Origin of the sequence: Flagellimonas hadalis, assembly GCF_007785775.2 — a bacterium.
Lineage (GTDB): Bacteria > Bacteroidota > Bacteroidia > Flavobacteriales > Flavobacteriaceae > Flagellimonas > Flagellimonas hadalis.
In genome coordinates this window covers 58,709-82,725 of sequence record NZ_VNIK02000002.1, presented here as the reverse complement: position 1 = coordinate 82,725, position 24,017 = coordinate 58,709, and the positions used below count along the sequence as shown (strand labels likewise).

The window sequence follows — 24,017 nt, the reverse complement described above, 5'->3', positions numbered from 1 at the left end:
AATTAAAGATATGTACGGTAAAATCAAAGAACATTTGGCCCAAGAGTTGAAAGAAATCGAAGAAGCGGGCCTGTATAAAAAAGAACGGATCATTACCTCGCCACAAGGGGCCGTGGTAAAGATCTCCACGGGGCAGGAGGTCATCAACTTCTGCGCCAACAACTATTTGGGGCTGTCCTCCCACCCCGATGTGATCCAAGCGGCCAAGGATGCCATGGACACGCACGGTTTTGGGATGTCGTCCGTAAGGTTCATATGCGGCACACAGGACATACACAAGGAACTGGAGCAAAAAATCGCCGCTTTTTATGGCACGGAGGACACCATATTATATGCAGCGGCATTCGATGCCAACGGCGGGGTGTTCGAGCCGTTGTTGACCGCGGAGGATGCCATCATTTCCGATTCACTGAACCATGCCTCCATCATAGATGGAGTACGGTTGTGCAAGGCCATGCGCTACCGGTATGCCAACAACGACATGGCCGATCTGGAGGAGCAGTTGAAGCAAAGTGTGAAAGACGGGGCACGGTTCAAGATCATTGTGACCGACGGTGTCTTTTCCATGGACGGGCTTGTGGCGCCATTGGACAAGATCTGTGACCTTGCCGATAAATACGATGCCATGGTCATGATAGACGAGTGCCACGCTGCTGGATTTATTGGGGAGACTGGCCGTGGAACCCTGGAGGAAAAGGGCGTCATGGACCGCATCGACATTATTACCGGTACCCTTGGAAAGGCCTTGGGAGGTGCCATGGGTGGCTACACCACAGGAAAAAAGGAAATCATTGAGTTACTTCGTCAGCGTTCCAGGCCCTATTTGTTCTCCAATTCGTTGGCACCCGCCATAGTGGGGGCGTCCATTAAGGTGTTTGAGATGTTGGATAAGGACACTTCGCTGCGAGACAAACTCCAGAGCAATACGGAATATTTCAAAAAAGGGATGAAGGAAGCGGGGTTTGACATCATTGATGGGGATTCTGCCATTGTTCCCGTGATGCTCTACGACGCCAAATTGTCCCAAAAAATGGCCGATATGCTCTTGGAAGAAGGCATCTACGTCATCGGTTTCTTCTATCCGGTGGTCCCCAAAGGAAGGGCAAGGATTCGAGTACAATTATCGGCCGCCCACGAAAAGCATCATTTGGACCATGCAATAAATGCATTCACCAAAGTTGGAAAATCCCTAAAAATCGTTTAAATGCTATAAAAGTTCCATGTAATGCGTTAAAAAAAAAGAATATTTGATTTTGTTAATAGTTTTTAACAACTTACATTTGCAGCTGATAAACACTTAAACTTAAAATTTTGAGCATGAAACATCTTAGCAAATTATTGGTTGTTGCCCTAGTATTTGTAGGGTTTAACAACATACAAGCGCAAGACGAGAATAATCCATGGCAAGTGAGCATTGGAGTGAATGCAATAGATGCTTATCCTACCAATGATGAAAACAACCCGTTTTCAAGTACCACGTTGTTCGATGAGTACTTCAACGTCTCTGACCACTGGAACATCTTGCCTTCTGTATCTTACGTAGGTGTGTCCAAGTACATCGGTGACGGATTCTCTGTTGGAGCTAGAGGTTCCTTGAACAGAATCGAAAAAATCGGTGATGTTTCTGTAGATGACCTTTCACACTACGCTATAGATGGTACCATTAAATATAACTTCCTCAAGAACACAACCATCGATCCTTTCGTTGAAATTGGTGGTGGTTACACTTGGGTTGATGAAATTGGTGCCGGTACTGCAAACGGAGGTGTTGGTTTGAACATCTGGTTTTCTGAAAACATCGGTTTGACCCTTCAAACACAGTACAAGCACGCTTTCGAAGATTACTTGGTTAAGCATTTCCAACACCTGGCTGGTCTTAGCATCAAATTTGGTGGTACTGACACTGATGGTGACGGTATCTATGACAAAGACGATGCTTGTCCAGAAGTAGCTGGTTTGGAAGCTTTCAACGGATGTCCTGATTCTGACGGTGATGGTATCGAAGATTCCAAAGATGCTTGTCCTAACGAAGCTGGTTCCAAAGAAATGAACGGATGTCCTGATGCTGACGGTGACGGTGTTGCCGATAAAGATGACGCTTGTCCTAACGAAGCTGGTCTTCCTGCCCTTGGTGGATGTCCTGATGCTGACGGTGACGGTGTAGCTGATAAAGATGACGCTTGTCCTAACGAAGCTGGTCTTCCTGCCCTTGGTGGATGTCCTGATGCTGACGGTGACGGTGTAGCTGATAAAGATGACGCTTGTCCTAACGAAGCTGGTCCTTCTGCCAACAAAGGTTGCCCATGGCCTGATACCGATGGTGACGGTGTACTTGACAAAGACGATCAGTGTCCAGAAGTTGCTGGTACTGTTGCCAACAAAGGCTGTCCTGAAGTAACTGAAGAAGTTCAGAAGCAATTGAACGACTACGCTAGAACTATCTTGTTCGATACTGGTAAATCTTCCATCAAAGCAGAGTCTACTTCTGTAATGGTTGACATCATCCAAATCTTGAACGAGTATCCTAACGCTAAGTTCACTGTAGAAGGTCATACTGACAGCGTTGGTAGCGAAAGCTTGAACCAAAAACTTTCTGAAGAAAGAGCTAACTCAGTAAGAAGCTTCTTGATTGACAAAGGAATCTCTTCTAGCAGATTGACCGCTATTGGTTACGGTGAGGCCAAGCCTATCGCCACCAACAATACAGCTGCTGGTAGAAAGCAAAACAGACGAGTTGAAATCAACTTGGTAAAATAATAAGGAAACCCAAAGTTTTCTTTTCAAAAGGCTCCCGTTTTTCGGGGGCCTTTTTTACTTTTATACATGCACACTACATTCCTTGAACATGTTCTGGACGACCTAGAGAAAAAGCAATTGGCCATTGCATCATGCATCTTCGTGCTGCCCAGCAAACGTTCGGGGACCTTCCTCAAAAAACACATTTCAAAAAGACTGACCAAGAGTGTGTTCAGTCCACAGACCCTATCCATACAAGAGTTCATAGAAGCCCTGACCGGACTATCACAGTCCAGTAATGTGGATCTGTTGTTCAACCTATATGCCGTTTATAAAGATGCCGATATCCGTCAACACGAGGATTTCTCCTCCTTTATCAAATGGGGACAGACGCTTCTCCACGATTTCAATGAGATTGATGGCTATCTGATCCCTGCCAAAGACATCCTCAACTACCTTTCTGCCATCAAGGAACTCAACCACTGGTCCCTGCAAAAGGAAAAAACGGAACTCGTTGAGAATTATCTTCAGCTTTGGGGCAAATTGGAGAACATTTACGGGAAATTTACCACAGCACTTCTAAATCAAAAAACGGGTTATCAGGGTCTCATCCAAAGGATGGCCGTTCAAAATTTGTCCGAACAGACAAAAGCATCCAGTGCCAATCCGGTCATTTTTGTCGGTTTCAATGCACTGAACAATGCAGAGTCCCAAATCATCCAACATTATCTGGAACAGGGGAATGCACACATCTATTGGGACATTGACGCCTACTTCTTGAACGACCCCATCCACGATGCCGGGCTTTTCATCAGAAATTACCAACGTGAGTGGCCCTATCTCAAAAACCAACCCAAAATAACGACACAGGATAGTTTCCTGTCGCCCAAAAAAATATCCATTACCGGGGTTCCCAAAAACATCTCACAAACAAAGTTTGTGGGACAACTGCTCCACAATTTGACAACCAACGAGCAGATCGACCTAAAGAACACTGCCCTTGTACTGGCAGATGAAACCCTGTTGGACCCCATGCTCAAGGCCATTCCGGCAGCCATTCGCGAAGTGAACATTACCATGGGCTACCCGCTGCACAAAACCGTACTGCATTCGTTCTTCCTTACCTATCTGGAACTTTGCCTGAACGTTTCAGAAAGGGGCTGGTTCTACAAAAACGTGTTGGAATTCATTTCAAATCCGTATGTGTCAGTACTTTCTGTTTCCGAAAAAACCGATTTTGCAAAAGCATTGGCGAAGGATATCAAAGAGGGCAATTGGCTGTATGTGTCACCAGATATGCTTTCCACCTATGATGGCTCAAAAGAACTATTGGCAGTGATGTTCCCCGAGAAATCCATTTCGCCCAAAGAATGGGTAGATCATTGCCTTATGCTCATTCAACAGCTGAAAACCATCTTTCAATCCCAAGAAAATGCATTGGAGCTGGAATATCTCTACCGCTTCCATACCCTTTTCAACCAATTGGGGCAATATTTGGAAAAAGTGGACTTCATGGCGGAACTGAAATCCATCAAAAATCTATTCAAGCAGCTGTCATCCGTGGAAACCTTGGATTTTATCGGCGAGCCCCTTACCGGGCTTCAACTGATGGGCATGTTGGAAAGCAGGAACCTCGACTTTGAAACCGTGATCATCACCTCTGTGAATGAGGGCATTCTTCCATCGGGCAAATCCAACAATTCTTTCATTCCTTTTGATGTAAAGCGGGATTATGGCCTGCCCACCTACAAGGAAAAAGACGCCATTTACACCTATCACTTTTATCGGCTCATACAACGGGCAAAGAATGTGCACATCATCTATAACACAGAACCAGATGTATTGGAAGGCGGGGAAAAAAGCCGGCTTATTACCCAATTACTGACGGATGCGAACATACGGCCCTATGTGGAGCACTCCATTGCGGCCCCGGAAATCAAAATAGATGCCAGGCCACTTTTGCATATCGATAAGGGTGCAGTGCTGATGGAAGATTTAAAGGCCTTTGCCGCAAAGGGATTTTCTCCCACGTCCCTGGCCAATTACATCAAGAATCCAATAGATTTCTACAAAAGGAACATATTGAAAATCAATGACCTGGATGAAGTTGAGGAAAACATTGCCGCAAATACCTTCGGCACCATTGTGCACGATAGTTTGGAACAATTGTACACCCCACTCATCAATTCCGTCCTAACTTCAGAAAATGTGTCTCCCCTAAAAGCACTAATTCCGAAGATTGTCACCCAACATTTTCAAAAAAGTCTGGCGGGTGTGGACATTTCCAGAGGAAAGTTCCTGTTGGTCTACAATGTGATCATAAAATACCTACAGAATTTCATCAACATGGAACTGCAACGAGTCAAGAGGCACAATATCAAAATTCTGGCCTTGGAGGAAAAATATGAGGTTTCGCTCAACATTCCTGGCCTTGATTTTCCCGTAATATTGAAAGGCACTTTGGACCGTGTGGATGAAATCGATGGGACTGTTAGGATCATTGACTACAAAACAGGGAAGGTGGAACCCAAAAACGTCAAAATAACGGATTGGGAAGAGCTCATCACTGAATATGACAAGAGCAAGGCCTTTCAATTGCTTTGCTATGCCTATATGTTCCACAAAAAACATGGAACAACTCCTTTATTCGCCGGTATCTATTCCTTTAAAAATCTAAGCCAGGGGCTTTTCTCGTTTGTTGAGGATAAAAATACCCTTATCAATCAAGATACACTTGTCTCCTTTGAAAACCGGCTCAACAATCTGATCATGGACATTTTTGAAGCAGAATTGCCCTTGACCGAAAAAAGGGACTGATCATTTGAGGTCGGGGCGCGTGGGCCTCACCTCAATTTTGCTGGGCAAAGTTCGGGGATGCATCAACAGAAGGTCCACCACAAGTTTTCCAATATCTTCCGGCTGAATCTTCCAGGCATCCTTTTCCGATGGCTCATGGTCATTGAAATGACTGGCCACGGAACCGGGCATTATGGTCGTTACCTTGATATTGTATTGTCTGAGGTCCAACATGGCCGCTTGGGTGAAACCGACCACGCCAAACTTGGTCGCATTATAGCCCGCAGCAGTGGCAAAAAAGTTGGTGCCCGCCAAACTGGCCAAGGTCATATAGTACCCTTCCGATTTTTTTAACGCCTCCACAGAGGCTTTAAGCGTATGGAAAACCCCGTTGAGATTGGTATCGATCATTTGGTGCCAATCTTGCTCCGACATTTCATCAATCGGTGCAAAGTGTCCGACCCCAGCATTGGCCATAACCACATCTAACTGTCCCCACGCAGCAATAATGGCCTCCACGGCCCTTTTCTCGTCTTCCAATCGGGACACATCCGACACAAGTCCGATCACTCGGTCCTTATCGCCCAGTTTCTTGATGGCCGCGTCCACACTTTGGGCGCTCCTTCCGCTGATGGCCACTTTCATGCCCTGCGCCAGAAGACTTTCCGCAATTCCGTATCCTATTCCTTTGGTGCCTCCCGTGATGTAGGCCACTTTACCTTTCAGTTCCATGATCATTCTTTTTATATATCAAAGTTGGGAAATGAAATGGCCCCAAGCAAAAAATCCATCCTAAAGGATGGTTAATTTTGCGGTGATCATTCCTGCGCATTCGTTTCCTGCCGAAAAGCACTACATTTATAACAACTCGAAAGGTTGGATGAAAATTCTTTGAACGCATGGATTATCAACATCTTTTCAGAAACCAACTTTAAGAATATGAAGTTTAAAATCAGACTGTTGGCACTATTTCTTTTAATGTTCAACGGAATATCGGCCCAAGGCGATAATGAAATTGTCCAGTTTAGCAGCACACTCAACCAATTTCTGAATGTCCGTGATTTTTGCATTTCCGAAAGCGGGGACGAGGCCTATTTTACCCTCCAGAGCCCGTTTCAGGAAATTTCGCAAATTGCCCGTATCACAAAAAAGAACAATGAGTGGACAGCCCCCGAACTATTGCCGTTTTCTGACACTTACATGGATCTGGAACCTTTCTTGTCCAGTGATGGAAAACGGCTGTATTTTGTTTCCGACAGACCTTTGGACGATTCTACCCAAGAGAAAAAAGATTTTGACATTTGGTATGTGGAACGAAATGGCCCAAGAGAGGAATGGTCAAAACCAAAGAACTTGGGGGCTCCCGTCAACTCAACCCTGGACGAATTTTACCCAACCCTGAGTGAGAACAACAACCTGTACTTCACCTTGGAATCCCCCGATGGGCTAGGGAAGGATGATATTTACTTCTCACGATGGGAAAATGGCACCTATTCCACCCCCGTTTTGTTGGATGAAAACATCAACAGCTCTGGTTATGAGTTCAATGCGTTTATTTCAAAAAAAGAAGATTACCTGCTGTTTTCCAAATACAATGAAGAAGGGGGCCTTGGAAGTGGCGACCTTTATATCTCCAGAAAAGGTGCCAATGGCAACTGGACAAAAGCGGAAAACATTGGTGCGCCCATTAACACCAAATACATGGAGTACTGCCCGTTCTATGATGAGAAAAACCAGATTTTGTACTTCACCAGCAGAAGGAACGATATGGCACCTAGGGCTTTTGGCTCTGTTTCAGAGTTCCAGGAATACATTTACGGGAGCAACAATGGCCTGAGCAAGATTTACATGACTACATTAATAATTAAATAGTTCCATTTAACCCTGACTACAAAGGCACAAAAAAAGCACCCCGTTTGAGGTGCTTTTCATTTTTGGTGGAGAATACCGGATTCGAACCGGTGGCCTCTTGCATGCCATGCAAGCGCTCTAGCCAACTGAGCTAATCCCCCAAAAGTGTGCGCAAAGGAAACACTTTTTCCAAAAGTATCAAAATTTATGGGCCTTCCTTAGTCTTTTTTAACGCTCAGGACCAATACGGGGATTGGCACGTAAAACTCAGATTTGGGAATGGTGTTCTTTTCCCACAGTTTTTTGAAGAACCCTCTTTTCCTCCGGAAGACGCACAGCACGTCTGGATGTTCATTCTGGAAATGTTCCATGACACCCAAATAGGTCGTGGCATTCTCGGTGATGGTGAGTTGCTTGCTCAGGTCCATGAGGGCCGTGTTTACCTTCAGGTCGGCCTCGGAATAACCCGGTCTTTTGACCAATAACAGACTAACCTCGGATTTGAACTTGTTCTTTATGGTGATCAAGGGGTTCAAGATACTGTTCCTTTTCAAGATCCCAGATCCAAAAGCGGTCAATATTTTTTTGATAGGCTTGAACTGGGCCCCTTTGGGAACAATGAGTGCGGGAATGTCCGTCTGTTTGATCATCTTCCCAGATGTGTTCCCCAGATAAAGCTCTTCCTGAATGTCATTGCTCTTCGGGGAAATGATCATCAAATCGATGCCGAGCTCTTTATCTATGCTCTTCAAGCCATCCACAATGTCCCCGTTATAGGTGGCAATCTTGATGTCGATGCCCTTGGTGTCCACCTTGTCTATCACCTCCTTCAATTGTTCCTTACTGCTCTTGGCGACTTTTTCCTCAACATTGGCCAAGCTTCCTACTGCGGAAATGACCGAAAAAACATCCATCACAAAGATCTTGGCGCCAAAATGGGAGGCAAAGTCTATCGCATATTGCAATGTGTGCGAGGAATCGGGTGAAGTTCCAATAGGTACAAGGATGTTGTTCATGGTTTGGTGATTATGATTAAACCTTAAATTTACAATTAAATTGAAATGAAGCAATGATACGACCCGCAAAGATATCTGAAATCCCCGATATCTTATCCATCACCCGGGCATGCGCCCAAAAAATGGAGCAAAATGGCATCCATCAATGGAACGAGCATTACCCTTCCGAGGCCGCTTTCGTAAATGATGTGGAACGTGGAGAACTTTATGTTATTGTGGAAAAGGGTTCCATTTTGGGCACTATTGTGGTTTCCACCTTCATGGACGATGAATACCGTCCCATCCAATGGTTCACGCCCAATGGCAACAGCACTTATATCCACCGGCTTTCCGTACACCCCGACCATCAGGGCAAAGGCTTGGCGCAACAATTGATGGATTTTGCCGAAACCTATTCCAAAAACCACCGATTTGTGTCCGTTCGATTGGACACTTTTTCACAGAACAAAAGAAACCAAAGGTTTTACGAACAAAGGGGCTATCAAAAATTGGGGGACATCTTCTTCCCCAAACAAAGCATCCATCCCTTTCATTGTTACGAATTGGTGCTGTAACTTGCAGCCGGTTTGAGTACACAGATAAATTTCAAGAGCATCAACCGCCTCGCTGTCCCAGCGACCATATCGGGCATCGCTGAACCCCTGCTTTCCATCACGGATACGGCCATTGTGGGCAACATCCCAACGGACAGCTTGGAATCCTTGGCCGCAGCAGGCATTGTGGGTTCCTTTTTGTCCATGCTGATTTGGGTCTTGGGGCAGACCCGAAGCTCCATTTCGGCCATCATCTCGCAATATTTGGGCGCCGGAAAACTGGAAGAAGTGAAAAACCTGCCCGCACAGGCCATTTTCTTCAACATTTTGCTCAGTATCGTGGTGCTATTGTCCACCGTTTTTGTGGTCGAGGAAATCTTTACACTGTTCAACGCCTCTGGAAAAATCCTGGACTATTGCATCTCGTACTACTCCATACGGGTTTGGGGCTTTCCACTCACCTTGTTCACCTTCGCCGTTTTCGGTATTTTCAGGGGATTGCAGAACACCTTCTACCCCATGGTGATTGCCATGCTGGGGGCAGGACTGAATATTTTGTTCGACTTTGCCCTTGTATATGGGATTGATGGATGGATTCCCGCAATGAATCTGGAGGGCGCCGCTTGGGCCAGTTTGATTTCCCAGGCCATCATGGCCGTTTTGGCCTTCATCCTATTACTGAAAAAGACCGAGATCAGTATGAGGTTGGTACTCCCCCTCAACAAAGAACTGAAACGGGTGGTTTTTATGAGCCTCAATCTTTTTGTGCGGGCCATAGCTCTCAATGTCGCCCTGATCCTGGCCGTTCGCGAAGCCACCGCCTTGGGCGATCGTTTCATAGGGGCGCACACCATCGCCATCAACCTATGGTTGTTCGCGGCCTTTTTTATTGATGGGTTTGCAGCAGCAGGCAACAGCATGGGCGGAAAACTATTAGGGGCCAGCGATTATGATGGACTTTGGAAACTGGCCAAAAAAATAGTGCTCTACGGCATGGTGGTCAGTTTGGTCTTGATGATGGGCGGTTTTCTGTTCTATCGCCCCATCGGATATCTGTTTTCCAATGACACTTTAGTGTTGGATACCTTTTACGGCATATTCTACATTGTGATTTTGGGACTGCCCATGAATACGTTGGCTTTTGTGTTCGATGGATTATTCAAGGGGTTGGGCGAAATGAAATATTTGCGGAATGTGTTGCTCACCGCAACCTTTTTGGGATTTGTACCCTGCCTCTACCTCGGTAAGTTTTTGGGCTGGGGTTTCTATGCCATCTGGGTGGCCTTTGTGGTCTGGATGTTGATCCGTGGATTTGCCCTGCTCTGGAAATTTGATCGAAAATTCAGGCCCTTGGTCCAAAACCTGTAATTTAGCAACATCAGAAGTCGGACATCAGACATCAGATAATTGTAATTTGTTCATTGTAAATTGAAATATGTCCACAGATAGAGTCAACGGAAGTTTATATACCAAAATAGAAAACAGGGTTGCCACCATTGAATTTGGCCATCCTGCCAGCAATTCCTTTGTTTCGGAACTGTTGGACCGCTTGACCAAGGAGTTTAACAAATTGGCCATGAACAGCGAAGTCTCAGTCATTGTGCTAAAATCCGAAGGCGACCGTGCCTTTTGTGCCGGCGCTTCCTTTGATGAACTGGTGGCCATTTCGAATCTGGAAGAAGGCAAACAATTTTTTAGCGGATTTGCCAACGTGATCAACGCCATGCGCAACTGTCCCAAGCCCATCATCGGGCGGGTACAGGGGAAGACGGTTGGTGGAGGTGTCGGTCTGGCCGCAGCCTGCGATTATGTCCACGCCACCGTGGAGGCCGCCATCAAATTATCGGAGATTTCCATCGGGATCGGTCCTTTTGTGATTGCCCCGGCCGTGGAACGTAAGATGGGCAAGGCGGCATTGGCTGAACTCTCCCTCTATCCCACGGAGTGGAAAAATGCCTATTGGGCCAAAGAAAAAGGGCTGTTTGCCAAGGTTTATGACTCCATCCCCGAAATGGACAAGGAGTTGGACATCCACCTTCAAAAGTTGGCCACCTATAACCCTGAGGCCCTATCACAAATGAAAAAAGTGCTTTGGGAAGGTACGGAGCATTGGAGCAAACTCCTTTTGGAGCGAGCCGAAGCTTCCGGAAAATTGGCCCTGTCACCAAACACCAAACAGGCACTGGAAAAGTTCAAAAAATAAATGTTGAAAAGATGAGAAGTATATTCCCCATTTTGGCCTTGGTCGTAGCCGTGATCTACGTTGTCAACAAAATGCGAAACAACAGGAAGTTCAAACGATAGATGAAGGATATTACCTTGCCCGAGGGCAAAAAAGTCTATTTCGCCAGCGATAACCACCTTGGGGCACCCACCCGAAAGGACAGTCTGCCACGGGAAAAAAAGTTCGTGGCCTGGCTGGATTCCATCAAACACGATGCGCATGCCATTTTCTTGATGGGCGACCTGTTCGACTTTTGGTTCGAATACAGGACCGTTGTGCCCAAAGGTTTCACCCGCACTTTGGGGAAACTGGCCGAGCTTTCGGACATGGGTATCCAGATCACTTATTTTGTGGGCAACCACGACCTGTGGATGAACGGCTATTTTGAGGAAGAGTTGAATATTCCCGTTTATCACAAACCGCAACAGTTTTTGATCAACGGCACCTCTTTCTTCATCGGGCATGGAGATGGACTTGGGCCACACGACAAAGGTTTCAAGCGGATGAAAAAGGTATTCACCAATCCCGTGGCCAAATGGTTCTTTAAATGGCTGCATCCTGATTGGGGTGTTCGTCTGGGACAGCACCTATCCGTGAACAACAAGATCATTTCCGGGGAGGCCGACGCCAAATTCTTGGGAGAGGACAAGGAATGGCTCATCCTGTATGCCAAGCGGAAGTTGGAACAGCAACATTACGACCATTTTATCTTCGGACACCGACACCTTCCGTTGGAGATCCAACTCAATGAAACATCCACCTATACCAATCTTGGCGATTGGATTTCCTTTTTTACCTATGCTGTTTTTGATGGGAAAAAATTGAGCTTGGAGAAACTGGAGGGTTAATCCTTTTCGTGCTCATCAATGTCCTTCTGAAGGTCCAGTTTTCTAAACGTAGGCGAGGCAATGGCCGTTGCACTTACGGTGAGCAAGGTCATACAGCCCCCGAACACCACCGCTGTAACGGTTCCCATCAATTTGGCGGCAAGTCCGCTTTCAAAAGCGCCCAACTCATTGGAAGAACCCACGAACATGGAATTTACCGAAGCGACCCTCCCCCGCATATTGTCGGGTGTTTTCAACTGCAAAATGGTCTGACGGATGATCATGGAAACGCCATCGACCGCCCCACTGAGAAACAGAGCGACCACCGATAGCCAGAACAGTTCGGAAAGACCAAACACGATGATGCAGATACCGAAGGCAAACACGGCCAGCAACAGTTTTTTACCCGCATTCTTGTGCAACGGAAACCGGGTCGAGCCCAACATGGTTATGGATGCACCCACTGCCGGTGCCGCCCTCAAAATACCAAATCCTTCGGAACCCACATGCAAAATATCCTGGGCATACACGGGCAAAAGCGCCACGGCCCCACCAAAAAGCACCGCGATCATATCCAAAGTCAATGCTCCAAAAATGGCCTTGCTGCCAAAAACAAATCGGAGACCATCCCTCAAGCTTTGAAAAACAGGCTCGCCAATTTTGGGGTTCAAAATGGGCTTTTTGGGTATCTGGAGCAAAAAGAGCAGGGCCATCAACGAGAACCCGAAGATGACACACATGCTCCAGTGCACGCCTATCCAGCTAATGGAAAATCCTGCCAAAGCAGGCCCCAAAACTGCAGCCAATTGCCAAGTGGAGCTGCTCCAGGTGGCTGCATTGGGATAAATTTTCTTGGGAACGATCAATGCGATCAGCGAGAAAATCGTCGGACCTAAAAATGAACGGACAAAGCCGCCCAAAAATACCAGGGCATAAATGGAATACAGGATGGTGTTGGAGGGCCAAGAATCTTCAAGTCCGGGCCAACTCAACAAAAACAGACCCAAGCTGATCACTGAAAACCCTGCGATACAGGTGACCAAAAGGTTCCGCTTTTCTTTTTGGTCCACGATATGTCCGGCAAAAAGGGCCATGCCCACAGCAGGAATTACTTCCATCAACCCAATGATTCCCAAGGACAATGGGTCTTTGGTCAACGAATATACCTGCCACTCGATCACAATGAACTGCATGGACCATGCAAACACCATGGCAAACCGAACCAATAAAAAAATGTTGAACTCCCTATATCGGAGTGCTGCGTAGGGATCCATAAATGTCTAGCGAATATCTCTTAGTTTCAGTTGAAGGCTCACCGTTCCGTTCCATTCATTTTCATCCAACGAAAATACGGCATCGAAAGATTTTATCCGCTTGACCACATCCAATTTATCTCCCAAATTAAAGCCAATGGCGCCAATGGGGTTTGACCCATTTTGAGACAGGGCCGCCTTCAAGTGTTTTTCTCCATCTCCTACTCCCCTTGCATAGCCTGAATCCTTTACTCCTTCGGCCAGAAAGACCGGGGTCATGTTACCGGGGCCGAACGGTGCAAACTGTTTGAGGATACGCATCAATTTTGGGGTGATTTCTTCCAGACCAATCTGGGCATCAATACTTATTTCAGGCTGCAAAAGGTCTGGGTCGATGGTCTCCCTGACCACTTTTTCAAATTGCTGTTTGAAGGTTTCGTACTGTTCTTCCAAAAGGGTGAGTCCGGCAGCATACATGTGCCCGCCAAACTGTTCCAAACAATCTGAACAGCCTTCCAGCGCATTGTAGATGTCAAATCCCTTTACCGAGCGGGCCGAGGCGGCCAATTTATCCCCACTTTTGGTGAAGACCAGTGTGGGCCGGTAATAGGTTTCGGTGAGCCGGGAGGCCACGATGCCTATGACGCCTTTGTGCCAGTTTTCATTGTACACTACGGAAGTGAAACGTCCTTCTTCCTCATTTTCCCGGATCTGCACCAAAGCTTCTTCCGTGATTTCTTGATCCAGTCCCCTCCGCTCTGTGTTGAAGAGTTCAATTTCTGAAGCGAACTGCTGCGCCGTGGTAAAATCCGTCTCTGAGAGTAGTGCAACGGCATGGTGCCCATGCTTCATCCTTCCCGCAGCATTGATCCGTGGTGCTATGATAAAAACAACATCAGTGATGGTGAGTTCCCGTTTCTTGGTCTGATCGATAAGGGCCTGAATCCCGATTCTTGGGGAGGAATTGATCACCTGCAATCCATAATGGGCAAGCACCCTGTTCTCTCCGGTGATGGGAACAATGTCCGCCGCAATGGCCGTCGCCACCAGATCCAAATACGGAACCAGATCTTCCATGGTCCTACCCTGTTTTGAGGCCAAGGCCTGGATCAATTTAAACCCAACCCCACATCCGCAGAGTTCTTTGTACGGATAGGTACAATCTTCTTGTTTGGGATCCAAAATGGCAACTGCTTCGGGCAAAATATCCCCTGGCCTGTGATGGTCGCATACAATGATGTCGATTCCTTTTTTCTTCGCGTAGGCTACTTTTTCAACAGCCTTTATGCCACAGTCCAGGGCAATGATCAAGGACACATCGTTGTCCTCGGCAAAATCGATTCCCTGAAAGGAAATGCCATAGCCTTCGGAATAACGATCGGGAATATAGGTGGCCACGTTGGGGTAAAACTCCATCAAAAAAGAAGACATGAGGGAGACAGAAGTAGTGCCATCCACATCATAATCCCCATAGACCAAAATGTTTTCCCCATTAACTATTGCCTGTTCAATGCGTGCCACGGCCTTGTCCATGTCCTTCATCAAAAAAGGGTCGTGCAGATGGTCCAGTTCTGGCCGGAAGAATGCCTTGGCTTCGTCGTAATCGGAAATGCCCCTTTGCAATAGCAACTGGGCGATCAACTTTTCAACATTGAGTTCTGCGGAAAGCCGGTCGATGTCTTCTTGGGCAGGTTTTGGTTTTAGGGTCCAGCGCATGGTTTTAAAATTCAAGTTCAAGCTCAATTTCAAGGTTCAGGGATGGCTACTTTTTACTTTTGATTATGGTCGCCAATATTTTGATCAATTGCTCATCCTCGTCCAATAATTTTTTGCGAATCGCTTCATTTCCATAGTCCATTCTACTTAGAATTTTAAGGTTTACCCTCGATTCTTTGAGTTCCCGTAATGATATGGTGGCTTCATGGATATAATCCTTATCCGTATTGGTTCCTTGCGCCTCCCCAAAGTTCAAGGCAGCACTTCCCGCAGATCTGAGCAGTTGATTACCATAATATTGGCCTGTAAAATCATTGGGTAGGTCCTTGCAAAAAAAAGCCGTGGCCGCTGCCAAATCGACAAACCTCTCCTCTAAATCAAATTTCTTTTGGGTCATAGGTCATTTTCTATTTGATTTGAGGTTGACCTAAGTGCTAAATATAGATGAATTATCCCAGTTCAAAGGAACGTTGTATCCCTGAGCTTGAACTTTACTCTTGTACTTGCTCTTTCTTGAGTTTGAGACTTGTTCTTGAACCTTACCGATGATGAAAAATTGTCTTGATCTCCAATTTGGCGAACCTTCGGAACATCTCCATGACCCCGCAATATTTTTCCACCGAAAGGTCCACTGCCTTTTTTAGCTTGTCCTCATTCAGATTGGAGCCGGTAAAGTGGTATTCCACCACCACGGAATCGTAGTATTTGGGGTGTTCCTCGGTCAAGTTGGCAATGGTATCTATTTTGAAGTCCTCCACCTCAAGTTTCATTTTTTTGATGAGAGAGGCCACGTCCAGTCCGGAACATCCGGCCAAAGCGGAAAGCATCAATGCCTTGGGGCGCAGTCCTGCCCCAGACCCGCCATCGTCCGGTCCTGCATCTATTCGGACGGTATGCCCGGAGGGGTTGTTGCTTTCAAAGGCCATTTCGCCCAACCATTTGGTAGTGATATGATTTGTCATGAAGTCAATTTTATTTCTTGTAGATTCAAAAATACGATTTAAATGCCTCTCCCAATTATCAACACGACCAAGTTGCTTATGACAGGGGCACGCTTTCCAACACCCTGGTCTTTAAATTAGGCAGCACCTTTTCCTCAAACCACGGATTTTTGCTCAACCAAAACCGGTTTCTGGGAGATGGATGGGGCAAGACAAAATATTGGGGCAAATACGCTTTGTAGTTTTTGACGGTCTCCGTTAAATTCTTCCCTCTTTTATTCCCCAGGTAATATTGCTGTGAATACTGCCCTATCAACAGTGTCAATTTCAAATTGGGCATATTCCCCAAAAGTGCTGCGTGCCATTGGGGGGCACATTCGGGCCTTGGGGGCAAATCGCCCGTTTTTCCCTTTCCAGGATAACAAAACCCCATGGGCATTTGTGCAATTTTGGTCCCATCATAAAACTCTTCATCCGTAACACCCATCCATTTCCGCAATTGTTTTCCACTTTGATCGTCCCACGGGATGCCTGTTTGGTGGACTTTCGTCCCTGGGGCATGCCCAATAATGAGGATCCTTGCTTTTGGGTTGGCCACCACGATGGGCCTTGGTCCCAGGGGCAAATGTTCCTTGCAATAGGTGCAGCTTCGGATTTGGGAAAGCAATTGTTCCATGGTTCTTTTTTGGTCGAAAAACAGGGATACAACTAACAGGATTATTTCTTCCCACCCACGATGACGACAAATTCTCCCTTGGGCGCTTTTTGGGTGAAATGCTCCAAAACCTCGGAAAGGGTGCCACGAACAGTCTCCTCGTACAATTTGGTGAGTTCTCGCGATACCGAGATTGGTCTATCCGCCCCAAAATAGTCCACAAACTGCGCCAATGTTTTCAACAATTTATGGGGAGATTCATAAAAGACCATTGTTCGGGTCTCTTCGGCCAGTTCTTGCAGTTTGGTCTGGCGACCTTTCTTTATGGGCAGAAACCCTTCGAACACAAAACGGTCGTTGGGCAGGCCACTGTTCACCAAAGCCGGTACAAAAGCGGTAGCACCGGGCAGGCATTCCACCTCAATATCATTTTCTACACACGCACGGGTAAGCAAAAACCCAGGATCTGAAATCGCTGGAGTGCCCGCATCCGAAATGAGTGCATAAACGGCCCCTCCTTTTAGCTTTTGCACAAGTGCCTCCACTTGTTTGTGCTCATTATGCATGTGATGGCTCTGCAATGGGGTCGCAATCTCATAGTGTTTGAGGAGTTTGCCACTGGTTCGGGTGTCCTCGGCCAAAACCACATCGACCTCTTTCAATACTTTTATGGCGCGAAGCGTGATATCTTCAAGATTTCCTATTGGTGTCGGAACCAGATATAGTTTTCCCATAAACCAAAGTTACGCTCTTCTCTAGAATTAAAACAAACTCTTTCCTTGGGTTTTGCAGGGCAATAACTGTTATTCCGTTAATGGGTTGTTGAGTTATTGATTGGTGCGAACCACCCCAATAACTGAGTACCCTAACTTCTGGAGCGTATCCCGTGACTGTTGGACGCACTCAATCATATCATCGGGAAATCAATAAAAGGCGATTATGCGAACCTTCTTCCAATCAAGGTGATAAGGCGGGCCTCATACTCATCCTTACCCTCCCAGTTGTTGTACTCGGGTTTGACCATATTGTTGATGAAAGCGATGGAACGTTCCTCGGTGTCGATGGTGTTGAGCTGCGACAAGACCCGGGTATAATCTTCCATACTGTTGTTGAAAAGGTGCTTTACAAAGGCCAATTTGTCGTTCAGCCCAATCTGAAAGTCCTTGCCCAGCCTATCGTTCAACGATTTTGGAAGCACGGCCTGTCCCTGTTTGACCTCTTCTTTCAATGGGGCAAGGTTTTCCTTGTCGTTCTTCATAAAATCGGGCTTTGCCACAAATTCGGCAAATATTTGGTCCAAGGCGGTTTCAGTGGGCATTTCGGACACAATGTCCTTGATGGTGTCCATTCCCGGTGTCATGATGTCCTCCTCGTGTGGGTTGCTCTCCGGTACCGATGTGTTTCCGCTCAATACGGCATTTGCCACTTTTTCGAAACGAGATGCCACTACGTTCTTTGATACATCTACCTGGACATCGTTCAGTTTTTCCTCGATAAATTTCAGCACGGCCAATTTCTCATAAATGATCCTAGCCTTGTTGTACAGCTCCACAAGCTCCACATCTTCCTTTGCTGTTATGATCTCTGTGGACAGTTTTACCAGTTCTTCCCTTAATTTCTTCATCATAGCTATACTCTTTACAATAAAAATAAGGCCATTTTGTAAATTCTACTGCTTACAAAAGGTTAAATTTCAACCCTCGGTCAGGGGCACATTTTTTTAGTAGCTTTGTGCCTTGTCCCAATATAACGGAAAAACACAAAGTTTCGTTCAAAAATACGGTATGTTTCTCGAAAATACGGTCAACCCTAAAGAACAGTTTGGATGGATAGAGGTCATCTGCGGCTCCATGTTTTCGGGAAAGACCGAAGAACTCATCCGAAGGCTGAAACGGGCCCAGTTCGCCAAACAAAAAGTGGAGATCTTCAAACCCATTGTGGACACCCGATACCACGAGGATATGGTGGTCTCCCATGATGCCAATGAAATACGATCCACCCCTGTACCTGCAGCAGCGAACATCCGTATCTTGGCCGATGGCTGTGATGTTGTGGGCATTGACGAGGCCCAATTCTTTGATGATGAGATTGTTACCGTGTGCAACGACCTTGCCAATCGAGGTGTGCGTGTGGTGGTGGCCGGACTGGACATGGATTTCAAGGGCAATCCCTTTGGCCCCATGCCCGCCTTGATGGCCACCGCGGAATATGTCACCAAGGTACACGCCGTTTGCACCCGAACCGGGAACCTTGCCAATTACAGTTTTCGGAAATCCAGCAATGACAAACTCGTGCTCCTGGGTGAGACCGAGGAGTACGAACCGTTGAGCCGGGCCGCTTTCTACAAGGCCATGCTCAGGGAAAAAATAAGTCAATTGGATGTGGACGCAGAGGAGGTGGATCCCAAAAAGAAAAACTCCCATGGGTAAGGTAGGTGAAACCACCTTGTTTCTGGACTTGAACGCTCTGGAACACAATTTTGCATATCTGCGGTCCAAGATAGCCCCCAGCACCAAATTTTTGGGCGTGGTCAAGGCATTTGCCTACGGAAGTGACATGGTCGCCATCGCCAAAAAACTGGAGCTTCTTGGGGCCGATTACCTCGCTGTGGCCTATGTGATCGAGGGCGTCCTTCTTCGCAATGCGGGCATAAAAACCCCGATTCTCGTTCTTCATCCCTTGGCTTCCAATTTTGAGGAAATGATAGACCGCTGTCTGGAGCCCAGCCTCTATTCCCAAAACATATTGACCCAATTCCTTGAGGCGGCCCGTGCCAAAAAACAAGTGGCCTACCCGGTACATATCAAATTCAATACAGGGCTCAACCGGCTTGGGTTCAAGGAAAATGAGATCGGTTTCATCGCAGAGCGGCTCAAGACAAGCCCAGAAGCAAAGGTTGTCTCGGTTTTTTCCCATTTGGCTGCCTCGGAAGACCCCAATGAACGCGCTTTCAGTTTGAACCAAATAGATACTTTTAAAAAATGTAGTGATGTCTTGGCCCAAAAACTGGGATATGCTTCCATAAGGCACATGCTGAACACCTCTGGCATCATCAATTACGCCAGCGAGGCACAATTTGAAATGGTCCGGAGCGGCATCGGACTTTATGGGTATGGGAACGATGCACTCATCGACCCAAATCTAAGGCCCGTGGCCACTTTGAAGACCATCATCTCCCAAATCCATGAGATAGGTGACGGGGAAACCGTGGGATACAACAGGGCATTCAAAACGGGTGGAACAACAAAGACGGCAACTTTGCCCATTGGCCATGCCGATGGTATTGGCAGACAGTATGGCAAGGGAAAGGCTTCGGTGCTCATCAATGGAAAAGAAGCTCCCCTGATTGGCAATGTCTGCATGGACATGATCATGGTAGATGTGACCGGAGTGGACTGTGAGGAAGGGGACAAAGTCCTTGTTTTTGGACCCCAACGGTCGGCCGAAAATTTTGCTTCAGGTGCGGGCACCATTTCCTACGAAATCCTGACCGCCATATCGCAACGAGTAAAAAGGATTGTCATAGACCATTGATTTTTCGTCTTTTTGATGGAACAAAACCCCTTTTTTGCTTAATTTGTTTCCCATTAACCAATACTACACTATAAAAATGGGATTTCTAAAAGAATTTAAGGAATTTGCCATGAAAGGGAACCTAGTGGATATCGCCGTAGGTTTTGTCATGGGCGCTGCTTTCAATAAGGTGGTCTCTTCATTTACCGGGGGGATCGTTTCCCCTTTGGTGGGACTTTTGTTCCAATCGGATTTCAACGATCTCAAATACACGATCAAGGAAGGCACCGTGAACGATGCCGGAGAGGTCGTGGGGGAAATAACGGTGCTCTATGGGGAATTCCTCACCAATGTCATCGACTTTTTGATCGTTGCCTTTGTGATGTTCATGATCGTAAAAGGGGTAAACCGTATGAAGAAGAAAGAGGAGCCTGCTCCTGAAGCTCCAAAAGGCCCAACCCAGGAAGAGCTGTTGGCAGAGATTCGCGACTTGTTGAAGAAATAAGAATCGTACGTGCCGAAATTATCGGTACGACCGCTATACCACAATAACCCTAAAAACCATCAATGTGTTTCGCAGACATGTTGATGGTTGTTTTATTTATAACATTTTGTTATTTTTTAATTATTGGCAATGAAAATGCTTGTATAACTCCCTGACTGGAGTACCTTTGTCCCAAGAAATTATTTTAAAGATGAAAGTAGCAGTCGTTGGAGCCACTGGAATGGTTGGCGAGGTCATGTTGAACGTATTGAAGGAACGCAATTTTCCCATCACCGAATTGTTGTTGGTCGCTTCGGAGCGTTCCGTGGGCAAAAAGCTCAACTATAGGAACGAAGAACACACCATAATTGGCCTGGCTGATGCCGTGGCCGCACAACCTGATATTGCCATTTTTTCGGCAGGAGGCGACACCTCTTTGGAATGGGCCCCAAAATTTGCAGAGGTCGGTACCACCGTCATCGACAATTCATCTGCTTGGCGCATGGACCCCACTAAAAAATTGGTGGTCCCCGAAATCAATGCGGATACTTTGACCCCCGAGGACAAGATCATCGCCAACCCCAACTGCTCCACCATCCAATTGGTGATGGCACTGAACCCTTTGCACAAAAAATACCAAATGAGGAGGGTGATTGTTTCCACTTACCAATCCGTTTCGGGCACCGGTGTGAAGGCCGTACAGCAAATGGAGAACGAGGCTGCCGGCATTGAGGGCGAAATGGCCTATCCATACCCCATCAACCGTAACGCATTGCCCCATTGCGATGTGTTCTTGGACAACGGCTACACCAAGGAAGAGATGAAACTGGCCCGCGAGCCACAAAAAATATTGGACGACCGCACGTTTTCCGTTACCGCGACCGCAGTGCGCATCCCAACTGCTGGTGGACACTCAGAATCCGTGAACGTGGAGTTCCACAACGATTTTGACCTTGCGGAGATCCGCAAACTCCTCAGTGAGACTCCTGGTGTCGTGGTGCAGGACAATCCCCAAACCAACACCTACCCCATGCCGATGTTCGCCAATGGCAAGGATGAAGTGTTCGTGGGACGCATCAGACGAGACGAGACCCAACCCAATACCCTGAATATGTGGATCGTGGCGGACAACCTACGAAAAGGGGCGGCCACAAATGCGGTGCAGATTGCGGAGTATTTGGTCGAGAACCAACTGGTTTCCAATACTTCCGAAGCGATTTCATAAAATACGTTAAAGCTTGGGCCACAGCCAAGAGATTGTCAGTTTTTATGGTATTTTTATCAGAATCAATCTGAAAAAAAATGAAAAACGTAAGTCTTTTGGCTGCTGCCATTTTGTTTGCAGCCTGTCAAGAAACACCAAAAAGAGAACCAATTGTGGTGAACTATCCCACTACCAAAAAAGTCGATACCGTGACCAACTACTTCGGTACCGATGTGCCAGACCCTTACCGTTGGCTGGAAGATGACCGAAGCGCCGAGACCGAGGCCTGGGTAAAACAACAAAATGCCGCCACTTTTGGGTATTTTGACAAGATTCCATTTCGGGAAGACCTGAAAAACCGTCTGGAAAAGCTCTGGAACTACGAAAAGGTAGGTTCCCCGTTCAAGGAAGGTGACTATACCTATTACTACAAGAACGACGGACTGCAGAACCAATATGTGGTCTATCGGAAAAAAGGCGAAGGTAAGGAAGAGGTCTTTTTGGATCCCAATACCTTCTCCGAGGACGGCACCACTTCGTTGATGGGCCTCAGCTTTACCAAAGATGGTTCATTGGCCGCTTATCTCATCTCCGAAGGAGGAAGTGATTGGAGGAAAGGAATCGTGATCAATGCCGAATCCAAGGAAATTGTGGAGGACACCTTGGTCGATATCAAGTTCAGTGGCATTTCCTGGAAAGGCAACGAAGGATTCTTCTACTCGAGCTATGACAAGCCCGAAGGCAGCGAACTTTCCGCAAAAACGGATCAGCATAAACTCTACTATCATAAAGTGGGCACCCCACAATCCGAGGACAAGATCATTTTTGGCGGTACTCCAGAAGAAAAGCACCGCTATGTGGGCGGTTCCGTTTCCGAAGATGAAAAATACCTGTTCATTTCGGCCTCTGTTTCCACTTCGGGCAACAAATTGTACCTCATGGACCTCACCGACCCGAATGCCAAATTGGTCACCATCTTGGATGATACGGATTCCGACACCTATGTAATTGACAATGTGGGCTCCAAGTTATATCTGGTCACCGACAGGGATGCTCCCAACAAAAAAGTGGTGGTTGTGGATGCTGCCAACCCAACCCCTGACCACTGGGAGGATTTCATCCCTGAGACCGAGAACGTGCTTACCCCAGGTACTGGTGGAGGTTATTTCTTTACAGAATATATGGTCGATGCCATTTCCAAAGTGATGCAATATGATTATGAAGGGAAATTGGTCCGCGAAGTAAAACTACCTGGTGTGGGAAGTGCTGGTGGTTTCGGCGGTAAAAAAGAGGACAAGGAATTCTACTTCTCCTTCACCAATTACAATACGCCCGGCTCCCTCTACAAGTACAATGTGGAAACGGGCGAATATGAACTGTATTGGAAGCCGCAAATCGATTTCAACCCAGACGATTATGAGTCCAAACAAGTGTTCTACAACTCCAAGGACGGCACCAAAGTGCCCATGATCATCACTTACAAGAAAGGATTGGAGCTCAACGGTAAAAATCCTACCATGCTGTACGGTTATGGCGGGTTCAATATCAGCCTTACACCATCTTTCAGTATAGTGAATGCCGTTTGGATGGAACAGGGCGGTGTATATGCCGTTCCCAATCTAAGAGGTGGCGGCGAATATGGCAAGGAATGGCACATAGCCGGGACCAAACTCCAAAAACAGAACGTTTTTGACGATTTTATTGCGGCTGCCGAATATTTGATCGCGAACAACTACACCTCCAAAGAATATTTGGCCATCCGTGGCGGGTCCAACGGAGGTCTATTGGTGGGCGCCACCATGACCCAGCGCCCGGATTTGATGCAGGTTGCATTGCCCGCTGTGGGTGTAATGGACATGCTCCGCTACCATACCTTTACAGCCGGTGCAGGTTGGGCCTACGATTATGGCACCTCTGAGGACGATGCGGAAATGTTCAATTATTTGAAGGGCTATTCCCCTGTGCACAATGTAAAGGAAGGAACGGAATATCCGGCCACCTTGGTCACCACGGGCGATCATGATGACAGGGTAGTGCCCGCGCACAGTTTCAAGTTTGCAGCGGAACTCCAGGAAAAACAGGCTGGGACCAACCCGACCTTGATCCGCATCGAGACCAACGCCGGCCACGGAGCGGGCACCCCTGTGAGCAAGACCATTGAACAGTATGCCGATATATACGGCTTTACCTTCTTCAACATGGGGTATGATGAGCTACCCAACCAAGCGGTGCTCAAGGAATTTAAGGATTAGAGAATTGATAAAGAGG

Annotated in this window: 22 protein-coding genes and 1 tRNA gene; 13 read left to right on the top strand and 10 right to left on the bottom strand. The window is 46.9% G+C overall.

What is annotated here, in order from left to right; translation table 11 throughout:
- Positions 1 to 10: 10 nt before the first annotated feature.
- The 3 genes from kbl (at position 11) to FOT42_RS04480 (ending at position 5,553) form a co-directional block, all read left to right on the top strand.
- Entirely contained in the window at positions 11 to 1,204 is a 1,194-nt protein-coding gene (gene kbl / locus FOT42_RS04490) for a glycine C-acetyltransferase (RefSeq protein WP_151889390.1), read from the top strand.
- A 113-nt stretch (positions 1,205 to 1,317) separates the two neighbouring features.
- Positions 1,318 to 2,757, top strand: a complete 1,440-nt coding sequence (locus FOT42_RS04485) for an OmpA family protein (RefSeq protein WP_151889389.1) — start codon at positions 1,318 to 1,320, stop codon at positions 2,755 to 2,757.
- A 66-nt stretch (positions 2,758 to 2,823) separates the two neighbouring features.
- Positions 2,824 to 5,553 (top strand): PD-(D/E)XK nuclease family protein, encoded by a 2,730-nt coding sequence (locus tag FOT42_RS04480; protein WP_151889388.1) that lies wholly within the window; start codon positions 2,824 to 2,826, stop codon positions 5,551 to 5,553.
- Here FOT42_RS04480 and FOT42_RS04475 read toward each other — a convergent pair whose 3' ends face one another.
- Entirely contained in the window at positions 5,554 to 6,264 is a 711-nt protein-coding gene (locus FOT42_RS04475; protein WP_151889387.1) for an SDR family oxidoreductase, read from the bottom strand.
- Between the two features lie 207 nt (positions 6,265 to 6,471).
- On the opposite strand from FOT42_RS04475, the gene FOT42_RS04470 reads away from it, so the two are divergent.
- Positions 6,472 to 7,404 carry a TolB family protein gene (locus tag FOT42_RS04470; protein ID WP_151889386.1) on the top strand — a complete coding sequence of 311 codons (933 nt, stop codon included), beginning with the start codon at positions 6,472 to 6,474 and terminating at the stop codon, positions 7,402 to 7,404.
- Positions 7,405 to 7,467: 63 nt separating this feature from the next.
- On the opposite strand, the gene FOT42_RS04465 is transcribed toward FOT42_RS04470, so the two are convergent.
- A tRNA-Ala gene (locus FOT42_RS04465) sits at positions 7,468 to 7,544 on the bottom strand.
- Between the two features lie 57 nt (positions 7,545 to 7,601).
- Positions 7,602 to 8,399, bottom strand: coding sequence for a universal stress protein (locus FOT42_RS04460; RefSeq protein ID WP_151889385.1), 798 nt, complete (start codon positions 8,397 to 8,399; stop codon positions 7,602 to 7,604).
- 53 nt (positions 8,400 to 8,452) lie between these two features.
- Here FOT42_RS04460 and FOT42_RS04455 point away from each other — a divergent pair, with 53 nt between their 5' ends.
- The 4 genes from FOT42_RS04455 to FOT42_RS04440 all read left to right on the top strand — a co-directional run bounded on the left by FOT42_RS04455 (position 8,453) and on the right by FOT42_RS04440 (position 12,004).
- The gene (locus FOT42_RS04455; RefSeq protein ID WP_151889384.1) at positions 8,453 to 8,953 is read left to right on the top strand and encodes a GNAT family N-acetyltransferase; all 501 of its coding nucleotides are present in this window, start codon (positions 8,453 to 8,455) and stop codon (positions 8,951 to 8,953) included.
- Positions 8,954 to 8,965: 12 nt separating this feature from the next.
- Positions 8,966 to 10,300: an MATE family efflux transporter gene (locus FOT42_RS04450; RefSeq protein ID WP_151889383.1), complete on the top strand. Its 1,335-nt coding sequence runs from the start codon at positions 8,966 to 8,968 to the stop codon at positions 10,298 to 10,300.
- A 67-nt stretch (positions 10,301 to 10,367) separates the two neighbouring features.
- Positions 10,368 to 11,135, top strand: coding sequence for an enoyl-CoA hydratase/isomerase family protein (locus FOT42_RS04445; RefSeq protein ID WP_151889382.1), 768 nt, complete (start codon positions 10,368 to 10,370; stop codon positions 11,133 to 11,135).
- 101 nt (positions 11,136 to 11,236) lie between these two features.
- Positions 11,237 to 12,004, top strand: a complete 768-nt coding sequence (locus tag FOT42_RS04440) for a UDP-2,3-diacylglucosamine diphosphatase (protein ID WP_151889381.1) — start codon at positions 11,237 to 11,239, stop codon at positions 12,002 to 12,004.
- On the opposite strand, the gene FOT42_RS04435 is transcribed toward FOT42_RS04440, so the two are convergent.
- The 7 genes from FOT42_RS04435 to FOT42_RS04405 all read right to left on the bottom strand — a co-directional run bounded on the left by FOT42_RS04435 (position 12,001) and on the right by FOT42_RS04405 (position 18,175).
- Positions 12,001 to 13,257 carry an MFS transporter gene (locus FOT42_RS04435; RefSeq protein ID WP_151889380.1) on the bottom strand — a complete coding sequence of 419 codons (1,257 nt, stop codon included), beginning with the start codon at positions 13,255 to 13,257 and terminating at the stop codon, positions 12,001 to 12,003. The two genes, FOT42_RS04440 and FOT42_RS04435, sit on opposite strands and share 4 nt — an antisense overlap.
- 6 nt (positions 13,258 to 13,263) lie before the next feature.
- The gene (recJ, locus tag FOT42_RS04430; RefSeq protein WP_151889379.1) at positions 13,264 to 14,952 is read right to left on the bottom strand and encodes a single-stranded-DNA-specific exonuclease RecJ; all 1,689 of its coding nucleotides are present in this window, start codon (positions 14,950 to 14,952) and stop codon (positions 13,264 to 13,266) included.
- 46 nt (positions 14,953 to 14,998) lie between these two features.
- Entirely contained in the window at positions 14,999 to 15,349 is a 351-nt protein-coding gene (locus FOT42_RS04425; RefSeq protein ID WP_151889378.1) for a four helix bundle protein, read from the bottom strand.
- A 142-nt stretch (positions 15,350 to 15,491) separates the two neighbouring features.
- Entirely contained in the window at positions 15,492 to 15,914 is a 423-nt protein-coding gene (locus tag FOT42_RS04420; RefSeq protein ID WP_151889377.1) for an OsmC family protein, read from the bottom strand.
- A gap of 76 nt (positions 15,915 to 15,990) precedes the next feature.
- The gene (locus tag FOT42_RS04415) at positions 15,991 to 16,569 is read right to left on the bottom strand and encodes a uracil-DNA glycosylase family protein (RefSeq protein ID WP_151889376.1); all 579 of its coding nucleotides are present in this window, start codon (positions 16,567 to 16,569) and stop codon (positions 15,991 to 15,993) included.
- A gap of 41 nt (positions 16,570 to 16,610) precedes the next feature.
- The gene (gene rsmI / locus FOT42_RS04410; protein ID WP_151889375.1) at positions 16,611 to 17,282 is read right to left on the bottom strand and encodes a 16S rRNA (cytidine(1402)-2'-O)-methyltransferase; all 672 of its coding nucleotides are present in this window, start codon (positions 17,280 to 17,282) and stop codon (positions 16,611 to 16,613) included.
- 203 nt (positions 17,283 to 17,485) lie between these two features.
- Positions 17,486 to 18,175: a hypothetical protein gene (locus FOT42_RS04405; protein WP_151889374.1), complete on the bottom strand. Its 690-nt coding sequence runs from the start codon at positions 18,173 to 18,175 to the stop codon at positions 17,486 to 17,488.
- A gap of 157 nt (positions 18,176 to 18,332) precedes the next feature.
- On the opposite strand from FOT42_RS04405, the gene FOT42_RS04400 reads away from it, so the two are divergent.
- From FOT42_RS04400 to FOT42_RS04380, 5 genes are all read left to right on the top strand, one after another.
- Positions 18,333 to 18,977, top strand: a complete 645-nt coding sequence (locus FOT42_RS04400) for a thymidine kinase (protein ID WP_151889373.1) — start codon at positions 18,333 to 18,335, stop codon at positions 18,975 to 18,977.
- A complete protein-coding gene (alr, locus tag FOT42_RS04395) occupies positions 18,970 to 20,082 on the top strand; it encodes an alanine racemase (RefSeq protein WP_151889372.1) in 1,113 nt (370 codons plus the stop codon). Before FOT42_RS04400 ends, alr begins: the two co-directional genes overlap by 8 nt.
- Before the next feature lie 76 nt (positions 20,083 to 20,158).
- Positions 20,159 to 20,566 carry a large-conductance mechanosensitive channel protein MscL gene (gene mscL, locus FOT42_RS04390; RefSeq protein ID WP_151889371.1) on the top strand — a complete coding sequence of 136 codons (408 nt, stop codon included), beginning with the start codon at positions 20,159 to 20,161 and terminating at the stop codon, positions 20,564 to 20,566.
- Between the two features lie 190 nt (positions 20,567 to 20,756).
- Complete coding sequence (locus FOT42_RS04385; protein ID WP_151889370.1) at positions 20,757 to 21,770, top strand: aspartate-semialdehyde dehydrogenase; 1,014 nt, start codon at positions 20,757 to 20,759, stop codon at positions 21,768 to 21,770.
- Between the two features lie 77 nt (positions 21,771 to 21,847).
- The gene (locus tag FOT42_RS04380; protein ID WP_151889369.1) at positions 21,848 to 24,001 is read left to right on the top strand and encodes a prolyl oligopeptidase family serine peptidase; all 2,154 of its coding nucleotides are present in this window, start codon (positions 21,848 to 21,850) and stop codon (positions 23,999 to 24,001) included.
- Positions 24,002 to 24,017: the final 16 nt, after the last annotated feature.

Coding starts and splice junctions, on each gene's coding strand:
- FOT42_RS04460 (WP_151889385.1), bottom strand. CDS start 8,399: ATGAACAACATCCTTGTACCTATTGGAACTTCACCCGATTCCTCGCAC.
- FOT42_RS04475 (WP_151889387.1), bottom strand. CDS start 6,264: ATGGAACTGAAAGGTAAAGTGGCCTACATCACGGGAGGCACCAAAGGA.
- FOT42_RS04445 (WP_151889382.1), top strand. CDS start 10,368: ATGTCCACAGATAGAGTCAACGGAAGTTTATATACCAAAATAGAAAAC.
- FOT42_RS04480 (WP_151889388.1), top strand. CDS start 2,824: ATGCACACTACATTCCTTGAACATGTTCTGGACGACCTAGAGAAAAAG.
- FOT42_RS04415 (WP_151889376.1), bottom strand. CDS start 16,569: ATGGAACAATTGCTTTCCCAAATCCGAAGCTGCACCTATTGCAAGGAA.
- FOT42_RS04405 (WP_151889374.1), bottom strand. CDS start 18,175: ATGATGAAGAAATTAAGGGAAGAACTGGTAAAACTGTCCACAGAGATC.
- FOT42_RS04440 (WP_151889381.1), top strand. CDS start 11,237: ATGAAGGATATTACCTTGCCCGAGGGCAAAAAAGTCTATTTCGCCAGC.
- FOT42_RS04455 (WP_151889384.1), top strand. CDS start 8,453: ATGATACGACCCGCAAAGATATCTGAAATCCCCGATATCTTATCCATC.
- FOT42_RS04485 (WP_151889389.1), top strand. CDS start 1,318: ATGAAACATCTTAGCAAATTATTGGTTGTTGCCCTAGTATTTGTAGGG.
- recJ (WP_151889379.1), bottom strand. CDS start 14,952: ATGCGCTGGACCCTAAAACCAAAACCTGCCCAAGAAGACATCGACCGG.
- FOT42_RS04400 (WP_151889373.1), top strand. CDS start 18,333: ATGTTTCTCGAAAATACGGTCAACCCTAAAGAACAGTTTGGATGGATA.
- FOT42_RS04380 (WP_151889369.1), top strand. CDS start 21,848: ATGAAAAACGTAAGTCTTTTGGCTGCTGCCATTTTGTTTGCAGCCTGT.
- rsmI (WP_151889375.1), bottom strand. CDS start 17,282: ATGGGAAAACTATATCTGGTTCCGACACCAATAGGAAATCTTGAAGAT.
- FOT42_RS04425 (WP_151889378.1), bottom strand. CDS start 15,349: ATGACCCAAAAGAAATTTGATTTAGAGGAGAGGTTTGTCGATTTGGCA.
- FOT42_RS04470 (WP_151889386.1), top strand. CDS start 6,472: ATGAAGTTTAAAATCAGACTGTTGGCACTATTTCTTTTAATGTTCAAC.
- mscL (WP_151889371.1), top strand. CDS start 20,159: ATGGGATTTCTAAAAGAATTTAAGGAATTTGCCATGAAAGGGAACCTA.
- FOT42_RS04420 (WP_151889377.1), bottom strand. CDS start 15,914: ATGACAAATCATATCACTACCAAATGGTTGGGCGAAATGGCCTTTGAA.
- alr (WP_151889372.1), top strand. CDS start 18,970: ATGGGTAAGGTAGGTGAAACCACCTTGTTTCTGGACTTGAACGCTCTG.
- FOT42_RS04385 (WP_151889370.1), top strand. CDS start 20,757: ATGAAAGTAGCAGTCGTTGGAGCCACTGGAATGGTTGGCGAGGTCATG.
- kbl (WP_151889390.1), top strand. CDS start 11: ATGTACGGTAAAATCAAAGAACATTTGGCCCAAGAGTTGAAAGAAATC.
- FOT42_RS04435 (WP_151889380.1), bottom strand. CDS start 13,257: ATGGATCCCTACGCAGCACTCCGATATAGGGAGTTCAACATTTTTTTA.